Source organism: Mycobacterium sp. 48b (assembly GCF_048282725.1).
Taxonomy (GTDB): domain Bacteria; phylum Actinomycetota; class Actinomycetes; order Mycobacteriales; family Mycobacteriaceae; genus Mycobacterium.
This window is the reverse complement of sequence record NZ_JBLVUL010000001.1, coordinates 638,734-655,992: the sequence shown is the minus strand read 5'-3', so window position 1 is coordinate 655,992 and position 17,259 is coordinate 638,734. Positions and strand designations below refer to the sequence as shown.

At 68.1% G+C, this 17,259-nt stretch carries 13 protein-coding genes; 10 read left to right on the top strand and 3 right to left on the bottom strand.

Annotation, left to right across the window (positions count from 1 at the left end):
* The first annotated feature begins 271 nt into the window (after positions 1–271).
* Both ACNQR1_RS03035 and ACNQR1_RS03030 read left to right on the top strand, forming a co-directional pair.
* Entirely contained in the window at positions 272–670 is a 399-nt protein-coding gene (locus tag ACNQR1_RS03035; RefSeq protein WP_418043891.1) for a heme-binding protein, read from the top strand.
* 40 nt (positions 671–710) lie between these two features.
* The gene (locus ACNQR1_RS03030) at positions 711–2,669 is read left to right on the top strand and encodes a CocE/NonD family hydrolase (protein WP_418043890.1); all 1,959 of its coding nucleotides are present in this window, start codon (positions 711–713) and stop codon (positions 2,667–2,669) included.
* Here ACNQR1_RS03030 and ACNQR1_RS03025 read toward each other — a convergent pair.
* Positions 2,638–3,231, bottom strand: coding sequence for a class I SAM-dependent methyltransferase (locus ACNQR1_RS03025; RefSeq protein ID WP_418043889.1), 594 nt, complete (start codon positions 3,229–3,231; stop codon positions 2,638–2,640). The genes ACNQR1_RS03030 and ACNQR1_RS03025 overlap by 32 nt on opposite strands.
* 74 nt (positions 3,232–3,305) lie before the next feature.
* Between ACNQR1_RS03025 and ACNQR1_RS03020 the strand changes: the two genes are divergently transcribed.
* The 3 genes from ACNQR1_RS03020 (at position 3,306) to ACNQR1_RS03010 (ending at position 6,051) form a co-directional block, all read left to right on the top strand.
* On the top strand, positions 3,306–4,178 hold the full coding sequence (locus ACNQR1_RS03020; RefSeq protein ID WP_418043888.1) for a helix-turn-helix domain-containing protein: 873 nt from the start codon (positions 3,306–3,308) through the stop codon (positions 4,176–4,178).
* Between the two features lie 89 nt (positions 4,179–4,267).
* Complete coding sequence (locus ACNQR1_RS03015; RefSeq protein WP_418050256.1) at positions 4,268–5,539, top strand: alpha/beta hydrolase-fold protein; 1,272 nt, start codon at positions 4,268–4,270, stop codon at positions 5,537–5,539.
* A gap of 101 nt (positions 5,540–5,640) precedes the next feature.
* Positions 5,641–6,051 carry a cupin domain-containing protein gene (locus ACNQR1_RS03010; protein ID WP_418043887.1) on the top strand — a complete coding sequence of 137 codons (411 nt, stop codon included), beginning with the start codon at positions 5,641–5,643 and terminating at the stop codon, positions 6,049–6,051.
* Here ACNQR1_RS03010 and ACNQR1_RS03005 read toward each other — a convergent pair.
* Entirely contained in the window at positions 6,027–7,163 is a 1,137-nt protein-coding gene (locus ACNQR1_RS03005; RefSeq protein WP_418043886.1) for an FAD-dependent oxidoreductase, read from the bottom strand. The genes ACNQR1_RS03010 and ACNQR1_RS03005 overlap by 25 nt on opposite strands.
* Positions 7,164–7,222: 59 nt before the next feature.
* On the opposite strand from ACNQR1_RS03005, the gene ACNQR1_RS03000 reads away from it, so the two are divergent.
* From ACNQR1_RS03000 to ACNQR1_RS02985, 4 genes are read left to right on the top strand one after another with little or no spacing between them, the layout of a single operon-like run.
* Entirely contained in the window at positions 7,223–8,425 is a 1,203-nt protein-coding gene (locus ACNQR1_RS03000) for an acyl-CoA dehydrogenase family protein (protein WP_418043885.1), read from the top strand.
* Positions 8,418–9,578, top strand: a complete 1,161-nt coding sequence (locus ACNQR1_RS02995) for an acyl-CoA dehydrogenase family protein (RefSeq protein WP_418043884.1) — start codon at positions 8,418–8,420, stop codon at positions 9,576–9,578. Before ACNQR1_RS03000 ends, ACNQR1_RS02995 begins: the two co-directional genes overlap by 8 nt.
* Before the next feature lie 48 nt (positions 9,579–9,626).
* Entirely contained in the window at positions 9,627–10,475 is an 849-nt protein-coding gene (locus tag ACNQR1_RS02990; RefSeq protein ID WP_418043883.1) for an alpha/beta fold hydrolase, read from the top strand.
* The gene (locus ACNQR1_RS02985) at positions 10,472–11,377 is read left to right on the top strand and encodes a fumarylacetoacetate hydrolase family protein (protein ID WP_418043882.1); all 906 of its coding nucleotides are present in this window, start codon (positions 10,472–10,474) and stop codon (positions 11,375–11,377) included. The genes ACNQR1_RS02990 and ACNQR1_RS02985 overlap by 4 nt, the downstream gene beginning before the upstream one ends.
* Here ACNQR1_RS02985 and hrpA read toward each other — a convergent pair whose 3' ends face one another.
* Positions 11,378–15,262, bottom strand: a complete 3,885-nt coding sequence (gene hrpA / locus ACNQR1_RS02980; protein ID WP_418043881.1) for an ATP-dependent RNA helicase HrpA — start codon at positions 15,260–15,262, stop codon at positions 11,378–11,380.
* 139 nt (positions 15,263–15,401) lie between these two features.
* On the opposite strand from hrpA, the gene ACNQR1_RS02975 reads away from it, so the two are divergent.
* Positions 15,402–17,243: an acyl-CoA dehydrogenase gene (locus tag ACNQR1_RS02975; RefSeq protein WP_418043880.1), complete on the top strand. Its 1,842-nt coding sequence runs from the start codon at positions 15,402–15,404 to the stop codon at positions 17,241–17,243.
* Positions 17,244–17,259: the final 16 nt, after the last annotated feature.

The window sequence follows — 17,259 nt, the reverse complement described above, 5'->3', positions numbered from 1 at the left end:
GGATAACAATTCGGTCACTACCGCGAACGCCGCAGATCACGATCAATTAAGAATGGCGCGCGGTCTCTGAGACATTTCAAGATCATCGGTCGCAATTCGTCGGTATTGAGGCGCAATTCACGGCGGCGCACTGTAACGCCGCCACAGCCGTCACTGCCGTTTCACACCGCAGATGTTTTGCTCGACCGCATCGCGGTTACTTTCGAATTCGGGCCGGGGACAGCGATCACGAGTCGCGACCCAATGAGAATCCCAGAAGGAAAAAATGATCATGAAATTCACTGCTCTCACCGCACGCCGTGGAATTGCCGGCGCCTGTGCCGCGGGCCTGCTCGGCGGGGTTACCGCGGCGATGATCGGCGCACCGACGGCGGCCGCCGCACCCGACTGCAGCGCCAGCGGGGTGGCCGGCACCGTCAGCAGCACCACCGGTGCCGCGCGCGCCTACCTGGACAGTCACCCGGGCGCCAACCAGGCTGTGACCGCCGCGTTCAGCCAGCCTCGCCCGCAGGCCGCGGCCACGCTGCGCGGTTACTTCACCGCCAACCCGCAGGAGTACAACGACCTGCGCGGCATCCTGGCCCCCATCGGGGACACCCAGCGTGCGTGCAACGTGACGGCGCTGTCGCCCGAACTCGCCTCGGCCTACTCGGAGTTCATGGCCGGGTAGTCATTACGGTGGAGCCAGGCCGACACGTCGAGGAGGACGGATGGCGAACCGGTGGCAGGCGGTCCGAGGCAACCAGGGCAACAGGGTGGCCGGACGATCGACGACACGTGTCCGTAAGCGCAATCCGTCGCCACTCGAACCGGCCTGGACCCCACCACCGGCCCGCTACGGCGTCGGCGTCCACCACAATGTGGCGGTCCGCGCGTCCGACGGCACGGTGCTCCGGGCCGACATCCACTACCCGACGGACCCCGAGACCGGGGCGCCGGCGGTGGGACCGTTCCCGGTGCTGCTGTCCATCACGCCCTACGGCAAGAAAGCCCCGCCGCCGGCCGCCCAGATCGGCGGCGGGGCCACCCCGTACCTGATCCGGCGCGGCTACATCGAGGTGATGGCCGACGTGCGCGGCACCGGCGTCTCCGGCGGATCGTTCGAGATGCTGGGTGCCGTCCAGGTCCAAGACGGTGTCGACCTGGTGAATTGGGCTGCGCGGCTGCCGAATTCCAATGGCCGGGTCGGGATGTTCGGCATCTCCTACCTCGCGATCAACCAGCTGCTCACCGCTGCCGCGGTCGGCCCTGACTCACCGCTGAAGGCGATCTTCCCGGTGATGGCCGCCAACGACTTCTACCGCGACGTGGTCACCATGGGCGGCGTGCCGCACATGCGCACAGTGCGCGCCTACGGTGCGGTCTATTCACTGCTCAACGTGGTCAACCCGGCCCTGGAGTTCGCCAAGCGCGGTACTCATGAGCGCCCCCGGGCCGGCGGCCTCGCGGCGGTCCGGCAACGCGGACGTGACCAGCGTCAGTACTTCCGCAGCATGATCGGTGACGCTGCCGCCGGCGGCGACACGGCCTTCGACGGCCCCTTCTGGGACACCATGCGCGCCTCGGACGTGCTGCCCGACATCGCGAAGAACGACGTCGCGGTGTTTCTGGTCGGCGGCTGGCACGATGCCTTCCAGCGCGGCGCCCCGCTCAACTACGTCGCGCTGCAGAACGCCTACACCGGCAGGCCCCCCAACGCTCCGATGGAGCCCGGCCAGCCGCTCTCGGACCGGGTGCAGCTGATCATGGGCCCCTGGTACCACGTCTCGGACCTCGACGGCCTGCATCTGCACGCGCTGCAGCTGCGCTGGTTCGACCGCTGGCTCAAGGACGACGCCGAGGCTGCGGTCACCGGTTCGCCGATCCGCTTCCAGGCCATCGGCAACCAGTCGTGGTTCCAGGCAGAGGACTACCCCTTTCCCGAGGCCACGCCGACGCGCCTGTATCTGGCCGAAGGCGGGCATCTTGAGACCGAGCCTGCCGCCGACCAGACCGAGGCCACCCTGCGCTACGCGGTGCGCGGGCCGATATCCGGTCGCAGCCTCGAACAGTGGACTCTCGGAATGGGCAGCTTCATGGCCGCGCAGGCCGGGCGACGAATCCGGTACGACATGGACAACCGCAGACTGCAACGCGAAGCCCTGACCTACACCACCGACCAGTTCACCGAGGCGCAACTCATCGCGGGACCGGTCACGGTGACCGTCCACGCCACCGCTGACACCACCGAGACCCTGTGGGTTGCCCACCTCGACGACGTGGCACCGGATGGCGCCAGCCGTCCGCTGACCCAGGGCGCGCTGCTCGGATCGCACCGGGCGCTGGATCCGGAGACGACGTGGTACACGGCGGACGGACCGGAAAGAGAAGTGTTGCGGCCGCATCACATCAGCACCCGCGCCGCCGTCGAGCCGGTGGTGCCCGGTGAGCTGACCCGGTACGACCTGGACGTCTTCCCCACCGCGGCGCTGATCGAGCCGGGGCACCGGCTGCGGCTCACACTGACCACCTACGACTTCCCGCACCTGGTGCCCACCCAGCCGGCCCGCCACGCCCTGGAAGGGGGTACCTACCGGATTCGTCAGGGCGGCGACGCGCCGTCGAGCCTGCTGATCTCGGTGGCCAAGCCCTCCGCGTTCACGCCGGACGAGTCGCACGGAGGTAGGTGAGTTTTCCGGCCAGCCGGATCCGCCCGAATCCCACCACCGCGCAATCGAACCCCGCGTCCTCGAACAGCTGTGAGAGGCCGTCGCCGCGCACGTCGACGACGTGCAGTCCCCCGCCCGGCTTCAGGACCCGGAACAGCTCACCGGCGGCGGCGGTCTTGGTCTCATCGTCGAGGTGGTGCAGCATCATCGAGGACAGCGCCTGATCGAACTCGCCGTCGTCGAACGGCAGTTCCTGGGCATACGCCCGGATGAATCCGATACCACTGAGCCCCTTGGCCTTTCGCTCCGCACGCTGCAGCGCCCGTGGGTCAGGGTCGGTCCCGACGATCTCGACTCCCGGGTACGCCTTCTTGGCACGGACAGTGAGATTTCCGGTACCGCAACCTATTTCGATGACCCGCTGGCCGGCTGAGAGTCCGGCCTGCGCCACGAGGTCGCGGTAGGCGGGGTTCATCCCCAGCACCCGGGTCAGAAGGTCGTAGCCGGGCAGGAACGCATCGTGGCCCGCGGCAGGCAGGTAGTCATGCCGGTTCTTCAGAAGATGTGGACGATGTTCGGTCATGACCTCCATGATCCATCTGGAGAAACCCGGATAGTTGGGTGAAGATTGGCCAGATCAGGATTATCTTTGGTCCCATGCCCGACGCGTCTCGCCTGGTGCGCCACCGCGACGGCGTCCCGGTCTACCGGTACTGGACGGATCACGACGCCCCGCCGGTGTCGGTGACCAGGGGTCGGCGCGCAGATCTGCCCGAGCACCGTCCGCACATCCACGACTTCCCGGTGCTCTGGTACGTGCCGACCGAAGGAGTCGTCTACGTGGTGGCAGCGGGCGAGGTGATCGATCCGCGACCGCTGACCGCCGAGTCCGACGGAATCGGCGTGTACTTCGAGCCCACCGCGCTCGGCCATGACGCCGGCTCACCCTGGCCCACCTGGCAGGCCCACCCGCTGCTGTTCCCGTTCATCCACGGGCGATCCGGCGGACTACTTCTGCTGCACATCCCTGCCGATCGACAACCGCTGTGGGACAGCACGATCCGATCGATCGAGGTGCAGCTGGCCGCTCGGCGCGCGGGCTATCGCCAAGCGGCGCTTGCCCATCTGACCCTGCTGCTCATCGACCTGGCCCGTTTCGCCGACGACGTGGTCAGCGATCTGCGCCGCAGCGGAGAGCCGTTGCTGGCCGAGGTATTTTCGGCGATCGACCGCAGGCTGTCGGAGCCGCTGTCCCTGCGGGACATCGCCGGCGAGGTCGGAATGACAGCGGGCCATCTCACCACGCTGGTCCGCCGGCGGACCGGACGGACGGTCGGCGAGTGGATCAACGAGCGCAGGATGAGCCGGGCGCGGGCCCTGCTCGCCGATACGGACCTGACCGTGGCCGAGGTCGCCGCCAGGGTGGGAATGGCCGATCCCGGATACTTCAGCCGTCAGTTCCGCCGGTCACACGGCCGCTCACCGCGCGAATGGCGCCGAACCTCCGGCATCGGAACCGAATCACCTTGATAACAGAGGGGTTACGCCAGGCGCGGCCCCGGTAGGGCCTGCACGGGCGTTGTTAGCGTGCCGGTGTGAGACTGAGAATGTTCGGTCGGATGTCGCGCCGCGTGGCGGCCGCGGCGATTACAGGACTGATGTTGCCGGGGCTGGTGATGGCCGCGCCGACGCCGACGGCCGCGGCGTATTCGCGCGATGGCCTGCCGGTGGAGCGCCTGCAGGTGCCGTCCGCCGCGATGGGACGCGACATCACCGTGCAGTTCCAGGGCGGCGGTCCGCACGCGCTGTACCTGCTCGACGGATTGCGCGCGCAGGACGACGACAACGGCTGGGACATCAACACCGCCGCGTTCGAGTGGTTCTACAAGTCCGGCATATCGGTGGTGATGCCCGTCGGTGGGCAGTCCAGCTTCTACAGCGACTGGTATCGCCCCGCGGCGGGCAGTGCCGGCACCACCACCTACAAGTGGGAAACCTTCCTCACCCAGGAACTTCCGGCCTACCTGGCCGCCAAACGAGAGGTGGCGCCCACCGGCAACGCCGTGGTCGGACTGTCGATGTCCGGCGGGGCCGCCCTGACGCTGGCCGCCTGGCACCCCTCCCAGTTCATCTTCGCCGGTGCCCTGTCTGGCTTCCTGAATCCGTCTCAAGGCCTGTGGCCCACCATGATCGGGTTCGCGATGAAGGACGCCGGCGGCTACAACCCCACCGACATGTGGGGCATCTCCAGCGATCCGGCCTGGCGTCGCAACGACCCGACGGTCAACATCAACCGTCTGGTCGCCAACAACACCGCGATCTGGGTGTACTGCGGCAACGGCGTTCCCTCCGAGCTCGACGATCCCGGCGGCAATTTCGGCACGCTGTACAGCGCGCAGTTCCTGGAGAACATCACGATCAACTCCAACAAGGAGTTCCAGCAGAAGTACATCGCCGCCGGCGGGCGCAATGCGAAGTTCGACTTCCCGCCGAACGGCACCCACAACTGGAACTACTGGGGATCGCAGTTGCAGCAGATGAAGCCGGACCTACTGCGGGTACTCAGCCAGGCCGCGGCAGCGGCCGCCGCTCCGCCTGCGCCGGTCCCTGGAGCGCCCGGGCAGGTCGCGCCGGTGCCCGGTCAGGTTGCCCCGGTGCCCGGCCAGGTACCGGGTGTCGCAGCGGCTCCGGCTGCACCAGTCCTGCCCGGCCAGGTGCCCGGCGTAACCGCAGCGCCGGCCCTGCCCGGCCAGGTCGCTCAGGTGCCGGGTCAGGTGCCCGGTGTGGCCGGCATGCCGCGGGTGGCGGGAGTGCCAGGGGCGGTTCCCGCGCCGGTGGCCCCGGTGTACCCCGGCCTGCAGACAGTGCCCGTGGCGCTGCCGCGGACCTGAGCCGCGTTTGCAACAACCGAGAAAGTGTCATCACTGATGCTGATGACGTTCATCAAAAAGCATCGTTGGACTCGATGAGCTGAGGCGAGTGTGATGGAGACATGACCCGCACACGCCTCGCCCTGACCGTCCTCGCCGTGTCCGCCGCCGCCGCGACCCTCACCGCTCCCGCCGCGCTCGCCGATGATCCGACCGCGGGTGTCTCACGCACCGAGCTTCAGCGTTCCGCTGCTCCCACACCTGGATTCGAGATCATCCAGACCCGCTTCGAGATCCCGGTCGGCAAGGAGTCCGGCCGGCACAGCCATCCCGGACCTGAGGTGGGCTACATCGTCCAGGGCGACGTGGACATGGTCTTCGACGATCGGCCGACCCAGCACCTGCACTCGGGCGATCCGTTCCTCATCCCGGCCGGTGTCGTCCACAACGCCCACAACGTCGGCACGGTGAGGACCCTGATGCTGTCCACCTACGTGGTGCCGGTCGATCAGCCCTTGGTGACGATGTACTGATCCTGCGCCCGCACCCCGCGGTAGATGCCGCGTCGGACGATCCACGGCTGCAGCACCCGTTCGATCGACCAGGAGGGGAACCGGAAGGCAAACCCGTTGGGTGCGAACACTTCCAGCCCGTCCGGTTGGACGCCGAGGATCGAGCCCCAGCGGCCGGCCGGCGGACGGTAACTGCGCATGCGGCCACCGGCGAAGTAGGCGGTGACGTTCCGGGCCACCAGTCCGTCGGCCCGGTTTCGGGCCGAGGAGCGCAGCGGGTCGGTAGCCGCGACATCGCCGACGGCGAATACGCCGTCGGTCCCCGGCACCCGCAGTTCCGGTGACACCCGCACGAACCCACGCTCGTCGAGAATGTCGGCGGGCAGCCAGGCGGTGTTGGGGCTGACCCGGCCGATGGCCCACAGCACGGCGTCCGCCTGCACCGGCGCCTGGCCGCCGCTGAAGTGGACGGGTTCGGAGGTGATGGCCGCGCAGTCGAAGCCCTCCGGTACCACGGCTCGATGCCCGGGGTGCAGGGTCACACCCAATGCAGCCAGCCGGTCTTCGACCCGTTTCCGGGCCCGCCGATGATGCTGCGGCAGAGGCTGTTCGCCCGGGTAGTACAACCCCACCCGGGTGCCCGGCCACCGGACGGCGATGTTGGCCGCACTGCTGGCCGCCGCGGCGCCACCACCGATGACGGCAACCGAGCGTGCCGAACCCAACCGCTCGTGCGCGGTCCGCAGACCCGCATCGACATCCCCTGCCGACTGCAGGACGGCTTGGCGCCAGAACCCGTTGGTCACACCGGTGGAGATGACCAGCGCGTCATAGGGTTCCACCCGCTCGTTCCCGTCGGCGCCGCGCAAGCTGACGGTGCGCGCGGACAGGTCCGCCCCGCTGAGCGTGCCGTGCACGGTGCGGACGCGGTCGAGTTCGCGGAAGCGCTCGAAGCCGATCCAGTAGTTGCGGGCCCAGTCCTCGGGCCGGGCCAGCCGCGTGCCGAGCTCCTGCCCGCTGACCAGGCCGGGGTTCACCGAGATCCCGACGACATCGAACCGACGCGCCAACCGGATCGCGGTGAGCACGCCGGTGTCACCGAGCCCTGCGATCACCACGCGCTTTCGGTCCACGATCGGTGACGCTACCGCCCGCGCGCGACCGGCTGAATCCCTTTCCCTATCGTGGCTGGATGAGCAGCGTCGCTGATGCGGACCGGGTCGCCGACCTCGCCCGCTGGGTCGTGGCCGACCACGACCCCAAGAAAGTCCCGATCCCCGAGTACTTGGCTGCCTGTTACGACGCAGGCCTGTCCTGGGTGCACTTTCCGGAGGGCCTCGGCGGGCTCGGGGTGTCGCGCGGTCTGCAGGCCGTGGCCGACCGCATCCTGCAGGGCGCCGGCGGGCCCATACCGTTGGGCCTCAATCCGATGGGCTACGGGATGGCCGCACCCACGGTGCGCGAACACGCTCAGTCCGAGGAGCTCAAGAAGTCCTGGCTGCGCCCGCTGGCGACCACCGAACACATCTGGTGTCAGCTGTTCTCCGAGCCGGGCGCCGGATCGGATCTGGCCGGGCTGGCCACCTCCGCGGTCCGCGACGGCGACGAGTGGGTGCTCAACGGTCAGAAGGTATGGACCAGCCTGGCGCACCGGGCGCGCTGGGGACTGCTGCTGGCCCGCTCGAATCCCGATGTGCCCAAACACAAGGGCCTCACGTACTTCGTGCTGGACATGCACGGGCCCGGCGTCGAGACCAGGCCGCTGCGGCAGATGACCGGCCAGGCCGAGTTCAACGAGGTGTACATCACCGACGCCCGAATCCCGGATGCTCATCGGCTCGGTGAGATCGGCAACGGCTGGAACGTCGCGATGACGACACTGATGAACGAGCGCAGCGCGCTCGGCGGCAGCGGCAACCGTCGCGGAGCCGGGACCATCTCGGATGCCGTGGCGCTGTGGGCATCCCGCCCGGAGCTGCGCACCCCAGTGCTGCGCGATCGGCTGACCAAGCTCTGGCTGCGCTCGGAGGCACAGCGGCTGACCGCAGAGCGTTCGCGCGCGGCGGCCACCGTCGGCGGGCCGGGTCCCGAAGGGTCGATCGGAAAACTCGTCGGTGCCGAGCTCAACCAGCACATCTACCAGTGGTGCATGGATCTTCTTGGGCCCGAAGGGATCCTGTATCACGGGTACGGCTCGGGTGACCGCGAAGACGACGAGAGCGCCAAGGATTGGCGTGGTCCCATTCAGCAGCGTTTCCTGCGCAGCAAGGCCAACACCATCGAAGGCGGCACGTCAGAAGTGATGCGCAACATTCTCGGCGAACGGATCCTCGGGTTGCCCGGCGATCTGCGGGCCGATGCTGGTATGCCGTGGAAGGAGATCCCGCGTGGCTGAATCTGAGTTCGCATTCACCGACGAGCAGGCTCAGCTGCGGACAGCGGTCCGAAAGTTCTGCGCCGAGAACTTCGACGAGCAGACGGTGCGGACGCTCATGGAGTCCGAGCCCCGGTTCGACCCGAAGGTGTGGGCACGGTTGGGCAGCGAACTCGGCGTGCTCGGCCTTGCAGTCCCCGAGGCCGACGGCGGTGCCGGCGGCACGCTCGTCGACCAGGCCATCGCGCTCGAGGAACTCGGTGCCGCACTGGCGTGCGGTCCGGTGTTCGGCACCGTGTTGCTGTCGATCCCGGCGCTCGTCGCCTCCTCGGCCGGTGCGGTGCGCGACGAACTCCTCGGCGCACTCACCGAGGGCACCCGCACCGCGGCGTTCGCGGTCCCGGACACGGCGGGCGCATTCGATCCGACCGCGGTGAATGTCAGTGTCGCCGAAGACGGGACGCTCACCGGCACCGTGGAGCGCGTCGTCGACGGCGATGCCGCAGATGTGTTGCTGGTGGCAGCGACGGGCCCCGACGGCGTGAGCCTTTACGCGGTCGAGGCGACGAGACCTGGCGTGGAACGCACCGCGCTGGTCACGCTCGATCTCACCCGGCCGCAGGCCGCCATCGTCCTGACCGCTGCCCCAGCACAATTGGTGGCAGGCACCGGCGAGGCCGATCGCGTCATCACCCACGCATTCCAGGTGGCTTCGGCGTTGCTGGCCGCCGAACAGGTCGGCGCCGCACAGCATCTGCTGGATCTGTCGGTGGAATACGCGAAATCGAGGCTGCAGTTCGGCAGGCAGATCGGCTCCTTCCAGGCCGTCAAGCACCGGCTGGCGGACTGCCTCGTAGACCTCGAGCACGCCCGCTCCGCGGCGTATCACGCGGCATGGGCACTGACCGACGGCACCGACGACCCGGTGCTGGCGAGCAGCATCGCGCAGGCCACCGCGTCGGCGGCGTTCGCCGAGATTGCCGCAGACACCATCCAGGTGCACGGCGGCATCGGATTCACCTGGGAACACCAGGCGCATCTGTACTTCAAGCGAGCCACCACCGATGCCGCTCTGCTGGGCAGCGCTGAGGCGCACCGATCGCGAGTGGCCGAACTGGTGCTTGACAACGCAACCGCCGAGCGGGTGCCGTGGGTGGCGACGGGCACGCTTTGATCGCGTGAAATCGCGCGGAGAGCATTACGCGACCGTAAAATCCCGCTGATGGACAGCGCTGCCGAACACCGCACGCTGGCTGTCGACGGGGTGCGGTCGCCGGTGCTCGTTGCCGGACCGTCAGGCCCGGACGGGCAACAAGCATCAGAAGCAGTGGTGTTCGTGCACGGCAATAATGCCGGGGCCAAATGGGACCGGTTGCTGACGCCGGTGGCCGGCTTCGCGCGGGTGATCGCTCCGGAGATGCCGGGTTTCGGCGCGGCCGACAAGCCGGCTCAGTGGCCGTACACGGTGGCTGCCTATGCGGAACACCTCGACGCGATCCTGGATCAACTCGGCGTCGAACGCGTGCATCTGGTCGCCCACGACTTCGGCGGACCGTGGGCACTCGCATGGGCCGTCGACCATCTCGACTCGGTCGCCAGCATCACGCTGATCAACGCCCCGGTGGTGATCAACCACTTCGCCGCCAAGCTGTGGCGAACCCCGGTGCTGGCCGAGGCATTGTCGCGGATCGGCAATCCGGCTGTCCTGCGTCGCGTGCTCGCCATGCGGGACCCGGGCCTGCCCGCCGACGCACTGGACTCGATCGCCGAGCACATGTTCGCCCGCGGAACACCCGATGCGGTGGTGAAGCTCTACCGGTCCACCGGTCCGGATGCCCTTGCGCCCTATGTCGATCGGCTCGCCGAATACGGAGGCGAGGTCCTTGTGGTGTGGGGCGCCGACGACCACTACGTACCCTTCGCGCAAACCGACGACTACCGCCGGATCTTCCGGAACTGCGAGATACAGCTGATTCCGGGGACCGGCCACTGGCCCTGGCTCGAGCAACCCGACGTGGTGTCCGGGCACGTCACCGCGTTCCTGCGCAGGCAATTGGGACGTGCCCGGTGAAGTTGCGTCGCGTCCGCACGGCCACCGGCCCGGGTCTGGAAGCCCTTGATTCTGAAGGTAACTGGTCCGGGTACCGCGACCTCACCCCACTCGGCGGCCGCGTTTTCGACGAGGCCTGGCTGACGGCGGCGGCCGAACGTCAGCTGCGGCACAGCGAACATCTGCTGCCGTTCCAGCCGCTGTCCTTCCGCGACTTCATGCTGTACGAGCAGCACAACATCGACGCGGCCCGCGGGCTGATCCGGCGCTTCCATCCGGGCCTGTACCGGGTGACGTCGCTGTACGAGCGGGTGACCGGCCGGCCGGTGCCGCAGTTCAAACCCAAGCCGCTGTTCTACCAACAGCCGATCTACTACATGTCCAACGCACAGACCTTCGTACCCACGGGAACCCCGGTTCCCGTGCCCGCCTATTCGCAGGCGCTGGACTTCGAGCTGGAGATCGGATTCGTCCTGGCTGCACCGCTGTTCGACGCGACGGCGCAGGAGGCGGCCGAGGCGATCGGTGCATTCGTCGTACTCAACGACTTCAGCGCCCGCGATGTCCAGCGTCCGGAGATGCTCAGCGGATTCGGACCGCAGAAGTCCAAGCATTTCGCCAGCTCGATGTCGGACACGGCGGTCACCGCCGATGAGATCCTGCCCCGGATCAATTCCCTCACCGGTTCGGTGCAGCTCAACGGGGCGGCGGTCAGCACAGTCAGCAGCGCGGGGATGCAGCACAGCCTGGGCGAGGTGCTGGCACACGCATCACGCAGCGAACCGCTTTATCCCGGGGAACTTTTCGGCACCGGAACCCTTCCCGGCGGAAGCGGCATGGAAACCGGGCACTGGCTACGCCCCGGGGACACGCTCACGCTGACCCTCGACGGAGTCGGCCGCATCGAGCACCGGATCACCTGACTACCGGGCGGCGGCGTCGATCGCTTTGTAGATGCGCTGCTCGCTGACCGGCCTCGGCGTGCCGAGCTGCTGAGCCCACAGGCTGACCCGCAGCTCCTCTATCTGCCACGCGATGTCACGGATGTCGGCAGCGGCGGCGCGGCCGGGCGAAAGCGCCTGGACCAGTTCGTCGTAGGCGTCCTCGACGGCATGCACCCGCGACATCCGGTCCCGATCGGCACCGACCGCCTGCGGCAGCCGTTCCAGCCGGCGGACGATCGCGGTGACGTAGCGAGTCAGATCGTTCAGCCGGGTGATCCCGGTTACGGTGACAAACCCCTTGGGCAACAGTCGATCCAATTGCGACCGGATATCCGCGATGGCGTCAGCCTGGGCAGCCGACGGCTTGTCGGGCAACGCGACCTGTACCTCGTGGGTGGCGGCGAGTACCTTCTCGACGCGGGTCACCGCGGCCTGCGTGGTCGGTCCCAAATCCTTGCCGGCCCGGGTAAGGACGCCGGCGAACTCGGCCTTGGTCCACACCGGCTTGGGAACCAGCATGTCGGCGGCCGCATCGACGCAGTCCTCGAGCAGCGCGGCCAGCGTGCCGTCGGGATTTGCGTTGAGCGCCAGGCGGGTCCGGGTGCTCAGGCCCCGTTCGATCGACTTGACCGGTGACGGTGCTGTCAGCCTCAGCAGTCGGCGAAGGCCCGGCCGCATGGCCGCGGCCTGATCGGCCGGGTTGGCGAACACCTTGATGTCCACGGCTTTTCCGGTATCCACGAAGGCCGGATAACCCCTGACGGTGTGTCCGCCGCTGACGCTTTCCACCGTGCGCGGCAACTCGTCGAGGTCCTCGGGCCAGGCCCGCAAGCCGGTGCGTTCCAGATCGCTGCCCAGCGCCGCGGCCACGGCCTGGGCGACCGGCACGGCCAACTGCTCGCGCAGCGCATCGATGTCCTTGCCGCGTGCCACCTCTTTGCCGTCAGCCGACTCCACGGCGAAGGTCATCCGGAGATGGTCGGGGATCTTGCTCAGGTCGAACGCCTCGATCGGCACTAGAATGCCGCTGCGCCTGCGTAGTTCGCGCTGCACCTCGTCCAGCAGGGACCCCGCGGCCGGATCGATGTCACCCAGGATCGCCCGCGCGGTGTCCGGAGCCGGGACGAAGTTGCGCCGCAGGTCCTTGGGCAGCGCCTTGATCAGTGCGGTGACCAGTTCCTCCCGCAAAGCGGGTACCTGCCAGGCGAAGCCGTCACCACCGAGCCGGGCCAGCACGCCGACCGGCACGTGCACCGTGACGCCGTCGTCGGCTGCCCCGGGCTCGAACCGGTAGGTCAGCGGCAGTTCGAGATCGCCGGTCTGCCAGGTGTCGGGATTGTCCGCACCGTCCTCGGAGCGCAACAGATCGTCCCGGGTGAAGGTGAGCAGATCAGGTGTCTTGTGCCGCTGCTTCTTCCACCACGCGTCGAAATGGCGCGCGGAGACGATGTCGGCGGGGATGCGGGCGTCGTACAGGGCGTAGATGTCGTCGTCGCCGACGAGCAGGTCACGCCGCCGGGCCCGTTCCTCGATCTCTTCGAGTTCGGCCCGCAGCCGGGCGTTGTCCCGGAAGAAGTGGTGCCGGGTCTGCCAGTCGCCCTCGACCAGTGCATGCCGGATGAACAACTCGCGGCAGAGTTCCGGATCGATCTGGGTGTAGCCGATCTTCCGGCGTGGAACCAGCGGCAGCCCGTAGAGCGTGACCCGCTCGAACGCCACCACCGCGCCACGCCTGGCCTCCCAGTGCGGCTCGCTGTAGTTGCGCTGCACCAGATGCCCGGCGACCCGCTCGATGGCCTCGGGTTCGGCGTTGGCGGCGATACGGCCGAAAAGCCGGCTGGTCTCGACCAGGTCGGCCACCACGATCCAGCGCGGCGGCTTGCGCGTCAGCACCGAGCCCGGTGCGAGCACGAACTTGGAATTGCGCGCGCCCGCGTAGTCGCGGCCCTCACCCTCGCGCAGGCCGACGTGGGACAGCAGGCCGGCGGTCAGGGCGGCGTGGATCGCGGCCGGCTCTGCGGCTTCATCGCTTTCGCGGATCCCGATGTCGCGGGCGATACTGCGCAGCTGCCCGGTCAGGTCCTGCCACTCCCGGATTCGCAGGTAATGCAGGAACTCCTCGCGGCACATCCGCCGGAAGGCATTCCCGGAGAGCTGGTTTCGCTGCTCGCGCAGATAGTTCCACAGGTTGAGGTACGAGATGAAGTCCGAATGCTCGTCCGCGAACCGGGCGTGCTTCTGCCGCGCCGCCTCTTCCTTGTCGCTCGGGCGTTCCCGGGGATCGGGAATCGACAGCGCCGCGGCCAGCACCAGCACCTCACGCACGCAGCCCTCGGTGTCGGCCTGCAGGATCATCCGGCCGACCCGCGGGTCGAGCGGCAGCCGGGCCAGTCGCCGGCCGACGTCGGTCAGCGCACCGGCCGCGTCGAACGCGCCGAGTTCCTGTAGCAGTTGGACGCCGTCACGGATACTGCGGGCATCCGGCGGATCGAGAAACGGGAACTCCGCGATGTCCCCGAGTTGCAGCGCGGCCATCTGCAGGATGACCGCGGCCAAGTTCGTCCGAAGGATCTCCGGATCGGTGTAGCGGGGCCGGGATTCGAAATCCTGCTCCGAGTACAGCCGGATGCAGACGCCGGGCGCGGTGCGTCCGGAGCGGCCGGCCCGCTGGGTGGCCGACGCCTGCGAGATCGGCTCGATCGGCAGCCGCTGCACCTTGGTGCGACGACTGTAACGGGAGATCCGTGCGGTGCCCGGGTCGACGACGTAGCGGATGCCCGGCACGGTGAGTGACGTCTCGGCTACGTTGGTGGCCAACACGATTCGTCGCCCGCTGTGGCTCGGCTGGAATACCTTCTGCTGATCTGCGGTGGGCAGGCGGGCGTAGAGCGGCAGCACCTCGGTGTTCCGCAGGTCCTTCAATGCTTCTGCGGTGTCGCGAATCTCGCGTTCGCCCGACAGGAACACCAGGACGTCGCCCGGTGGTTCGGACTCCAACTCGCGGACCGCGTCGACGATGGCCTCGGTCGGATCACGCAGTTCGGTCCGGACGATCTCGTGGTCGGGGTCGTCCGGATCCTCGGTGTCGTCCTCACCGCCGACCGTGACTTCCAGGGGCCGGTACCGGATCTCCACCGGGTACGTCCGGCCTGAAACCTCGACGATCGGAGCTTCATGGAAGTGGGCCGCGAACCGCTCCGGCTCGATGGTGGCCGAGGTGACGATGACCTTGAGGTCTGGCCGACGCGGTAGGAGCTCGCGCAGATAGCCGAGCAGGAAATCGATGTTGAGGCTGCGCTCGTGGGCCTCGTCGAGGATCAGGGTGTCGTAGCGCAGCAGCCGGCGGTCTCTTTGAATCTCGGCGAGCAGAATGCCGTCGGTCATCAACTTGATCAGGGTCGAGTCGCTGGCCTGGTCGGTGAAGCGCACGGTGTAGCCGACGGCGTCGCCCAATGGGGTGCCCAGCTCGTCGGCGATGCGCTGGGCGACGGTGCGGGCCGCCAGCCGGCGGGGTTGGGTGTGGCCGATGGTGCCGCGGATGCCCCGGCCCAGCTCCAGGCAGATCTTGGGCAGCTGCGTGGTCTTGCCCGAGCCCGTCGCGCCGGCGACCACCACCACCTGGTTCTCGCTGATGGCCTTGGCCAGCTCGTCGCGGTGCTCACTGACCGGCAGGTCGGGGTAGGTGATGGCCGGGACGGCAGCCTGGCGGGTGAGCACGAGCGCTTCCGCGGTCGCGATCTGTTCGGCGATCCTGGCCGTGTCTCCACCACGGAGATTCCGCAAGCGGCGGCGCAGCCGATCCGCGTCTCGGATGGTCAGGTCGTCGAGGCGGGAGCGGAGCTCGGCGACGGACGGTTCGGACACTCGGTCAAGGATAGGGGCTGGAATCAAATGTGATGTAGCTCACATCGCCCGCGGAACTGGCAACCTCCGGTTCCGTAGCCGTAGGTTGCTGGAACCTACGCTTGCGTACCCCGTCCGGCCTCGGCAACGCTTGCCGATCGTGGCTCACTACATCGCCAACGTTCGCGATATCGAATTCAATCTCTTCCAGGTTCTCGCATTGGGTCCGGTCCTCGACTCGGGCGCGTTCGGCGACCTCGACACCGACACCGCACGCACCATGCTCGAGGAGGTGGCGCGGTTTGCCGAAGGTGTGGTCGCCGAGTCGTTCGCCGACGGTGACCGCAACCCGCCCGAGTTCGATCCGGCCACCCACGACATCACGGTGCCAGGACCCCTCGCCAAGACCGTGCAGGCCGTCAAGGACGCCGAGTGGTGGCGCATCGGGATCGCCGAGAACGCCGGTGGCACACCGGCACCTGCCTCGCTGGTGTGGGCCATCCAGGAAATGATCATGTGCGCCAATCCGTCGGCGATGTTCTTCTACGGTCTCGGTCCGGCCATGGCGCACACCCTGGCCGAGGTCGGCACCGAGCAGCAGCGGCGCTGGGCGCGCATCAGCATGGACAAGGGCTGGGCCGGCACCATGGTGCTGACGGAACCCGATGCCGGATCCGATGTGGGCGCCGGACGCACGAAGGCCATCCCGCAACCCGACGGCACGTGGCACATCGACGGGGTGAAGCGTTTCATCTCCGGCGGCGACGTCGGCGACACCGCCGAGAACGTCTTCCACCTCGTGCTGGCCCGCCCCGAGGGCGCCGGGCCCGGCACCAAAGGCCTGAGCCTGTTCTACGTTCCGAAGTTCCACTTCGACCCGGAGACCCTGGAACTCGGCGAGCGCAACGGCGTGTTCGTCACCGGGCTCGAGCACAAGATGGGTATCAAGTCGTCGCCGACGTGCGAGCTCACGTTCGGCGCGCACGGCACCCCGGCCGTCGGCTATCTCGTCGGCGACGTGCACAACGGCATCGCGCAGATGTTCCGCGTGATCGAGAACGCCCGCATGACCGTGGGAGTGAAGTCCGCGGGCACCCTGTCGACCGGCTACCTCAACGCTCTGGCGTACGCCAAGGAGCGCATCCAGGGCTCGGACATGCTCAGGATGACCGACAAGACCGCACCGCGGGTCGCGATCATCGAGCACCCCGACGTGCGCCGCAGCCTGCTCACCCAGAAGGCCTACGCCGAGGGCCTTCGTTCGGTGTACCTGTACACCGCCGCGCACCAGGATTCCGTGGTGGCGCAGCATGTCTCGGGCGCCGATGCCGGCCTGGCGCACCGCGTCAACGATCTGCTGCTGCCGATCGTCAAGGGCGTCGGGTCCGAGAAGGCCTACGAGATCCTGACCGAATCGCTGCAGACCCTCGGCGGATCGGGATACCTGCAGGACTACCCGATCGAGCAGTACATCCGCGACGCCAAGATCGACTCGCTCTACGAGGGCACCACCGCCATCCAGGCCCTGGACTTCTTCTTCCGCAAGATCGTCCGCGACCAAGGTGCTGCGCTGGCCCACGTCGCGGCCCAGATCTCGGCGACGATCGAAGCCAACACCGATGGGCTGGAATCCGAGACGGCCCGGCTCGCCACCGCGCTGGCCGATGTGCAGTCGATGGCGGCCACCCTCACCGGTTACCTGATGGCGGCCCAGGAACAGCCCGAGCAGCTGTACAAGGTCGGCCTCGGTTCGGTGCGGTTCCTGCTGGCGGTGGGCGATCTGCTGATCGGCTGGCGCCTGCTGGCCGGCGCGCAGGTCGCTCAGACCGCGCTGGCCGGTCTGACCGGTCCGGCCGCCGACCGCGACCGGGCGTTCTACGAAGGCAAGGTCGCGGTGGCGAAGTTCTTCGCGCACAACATGTTGCCGCTGCTGACCGCCGTGCGTGAGGTCGTGGAGTCGGTCGACAGCGACGTCATGCAACTGGACAACGACGCATTCTGACAACGGACGGGGAAGA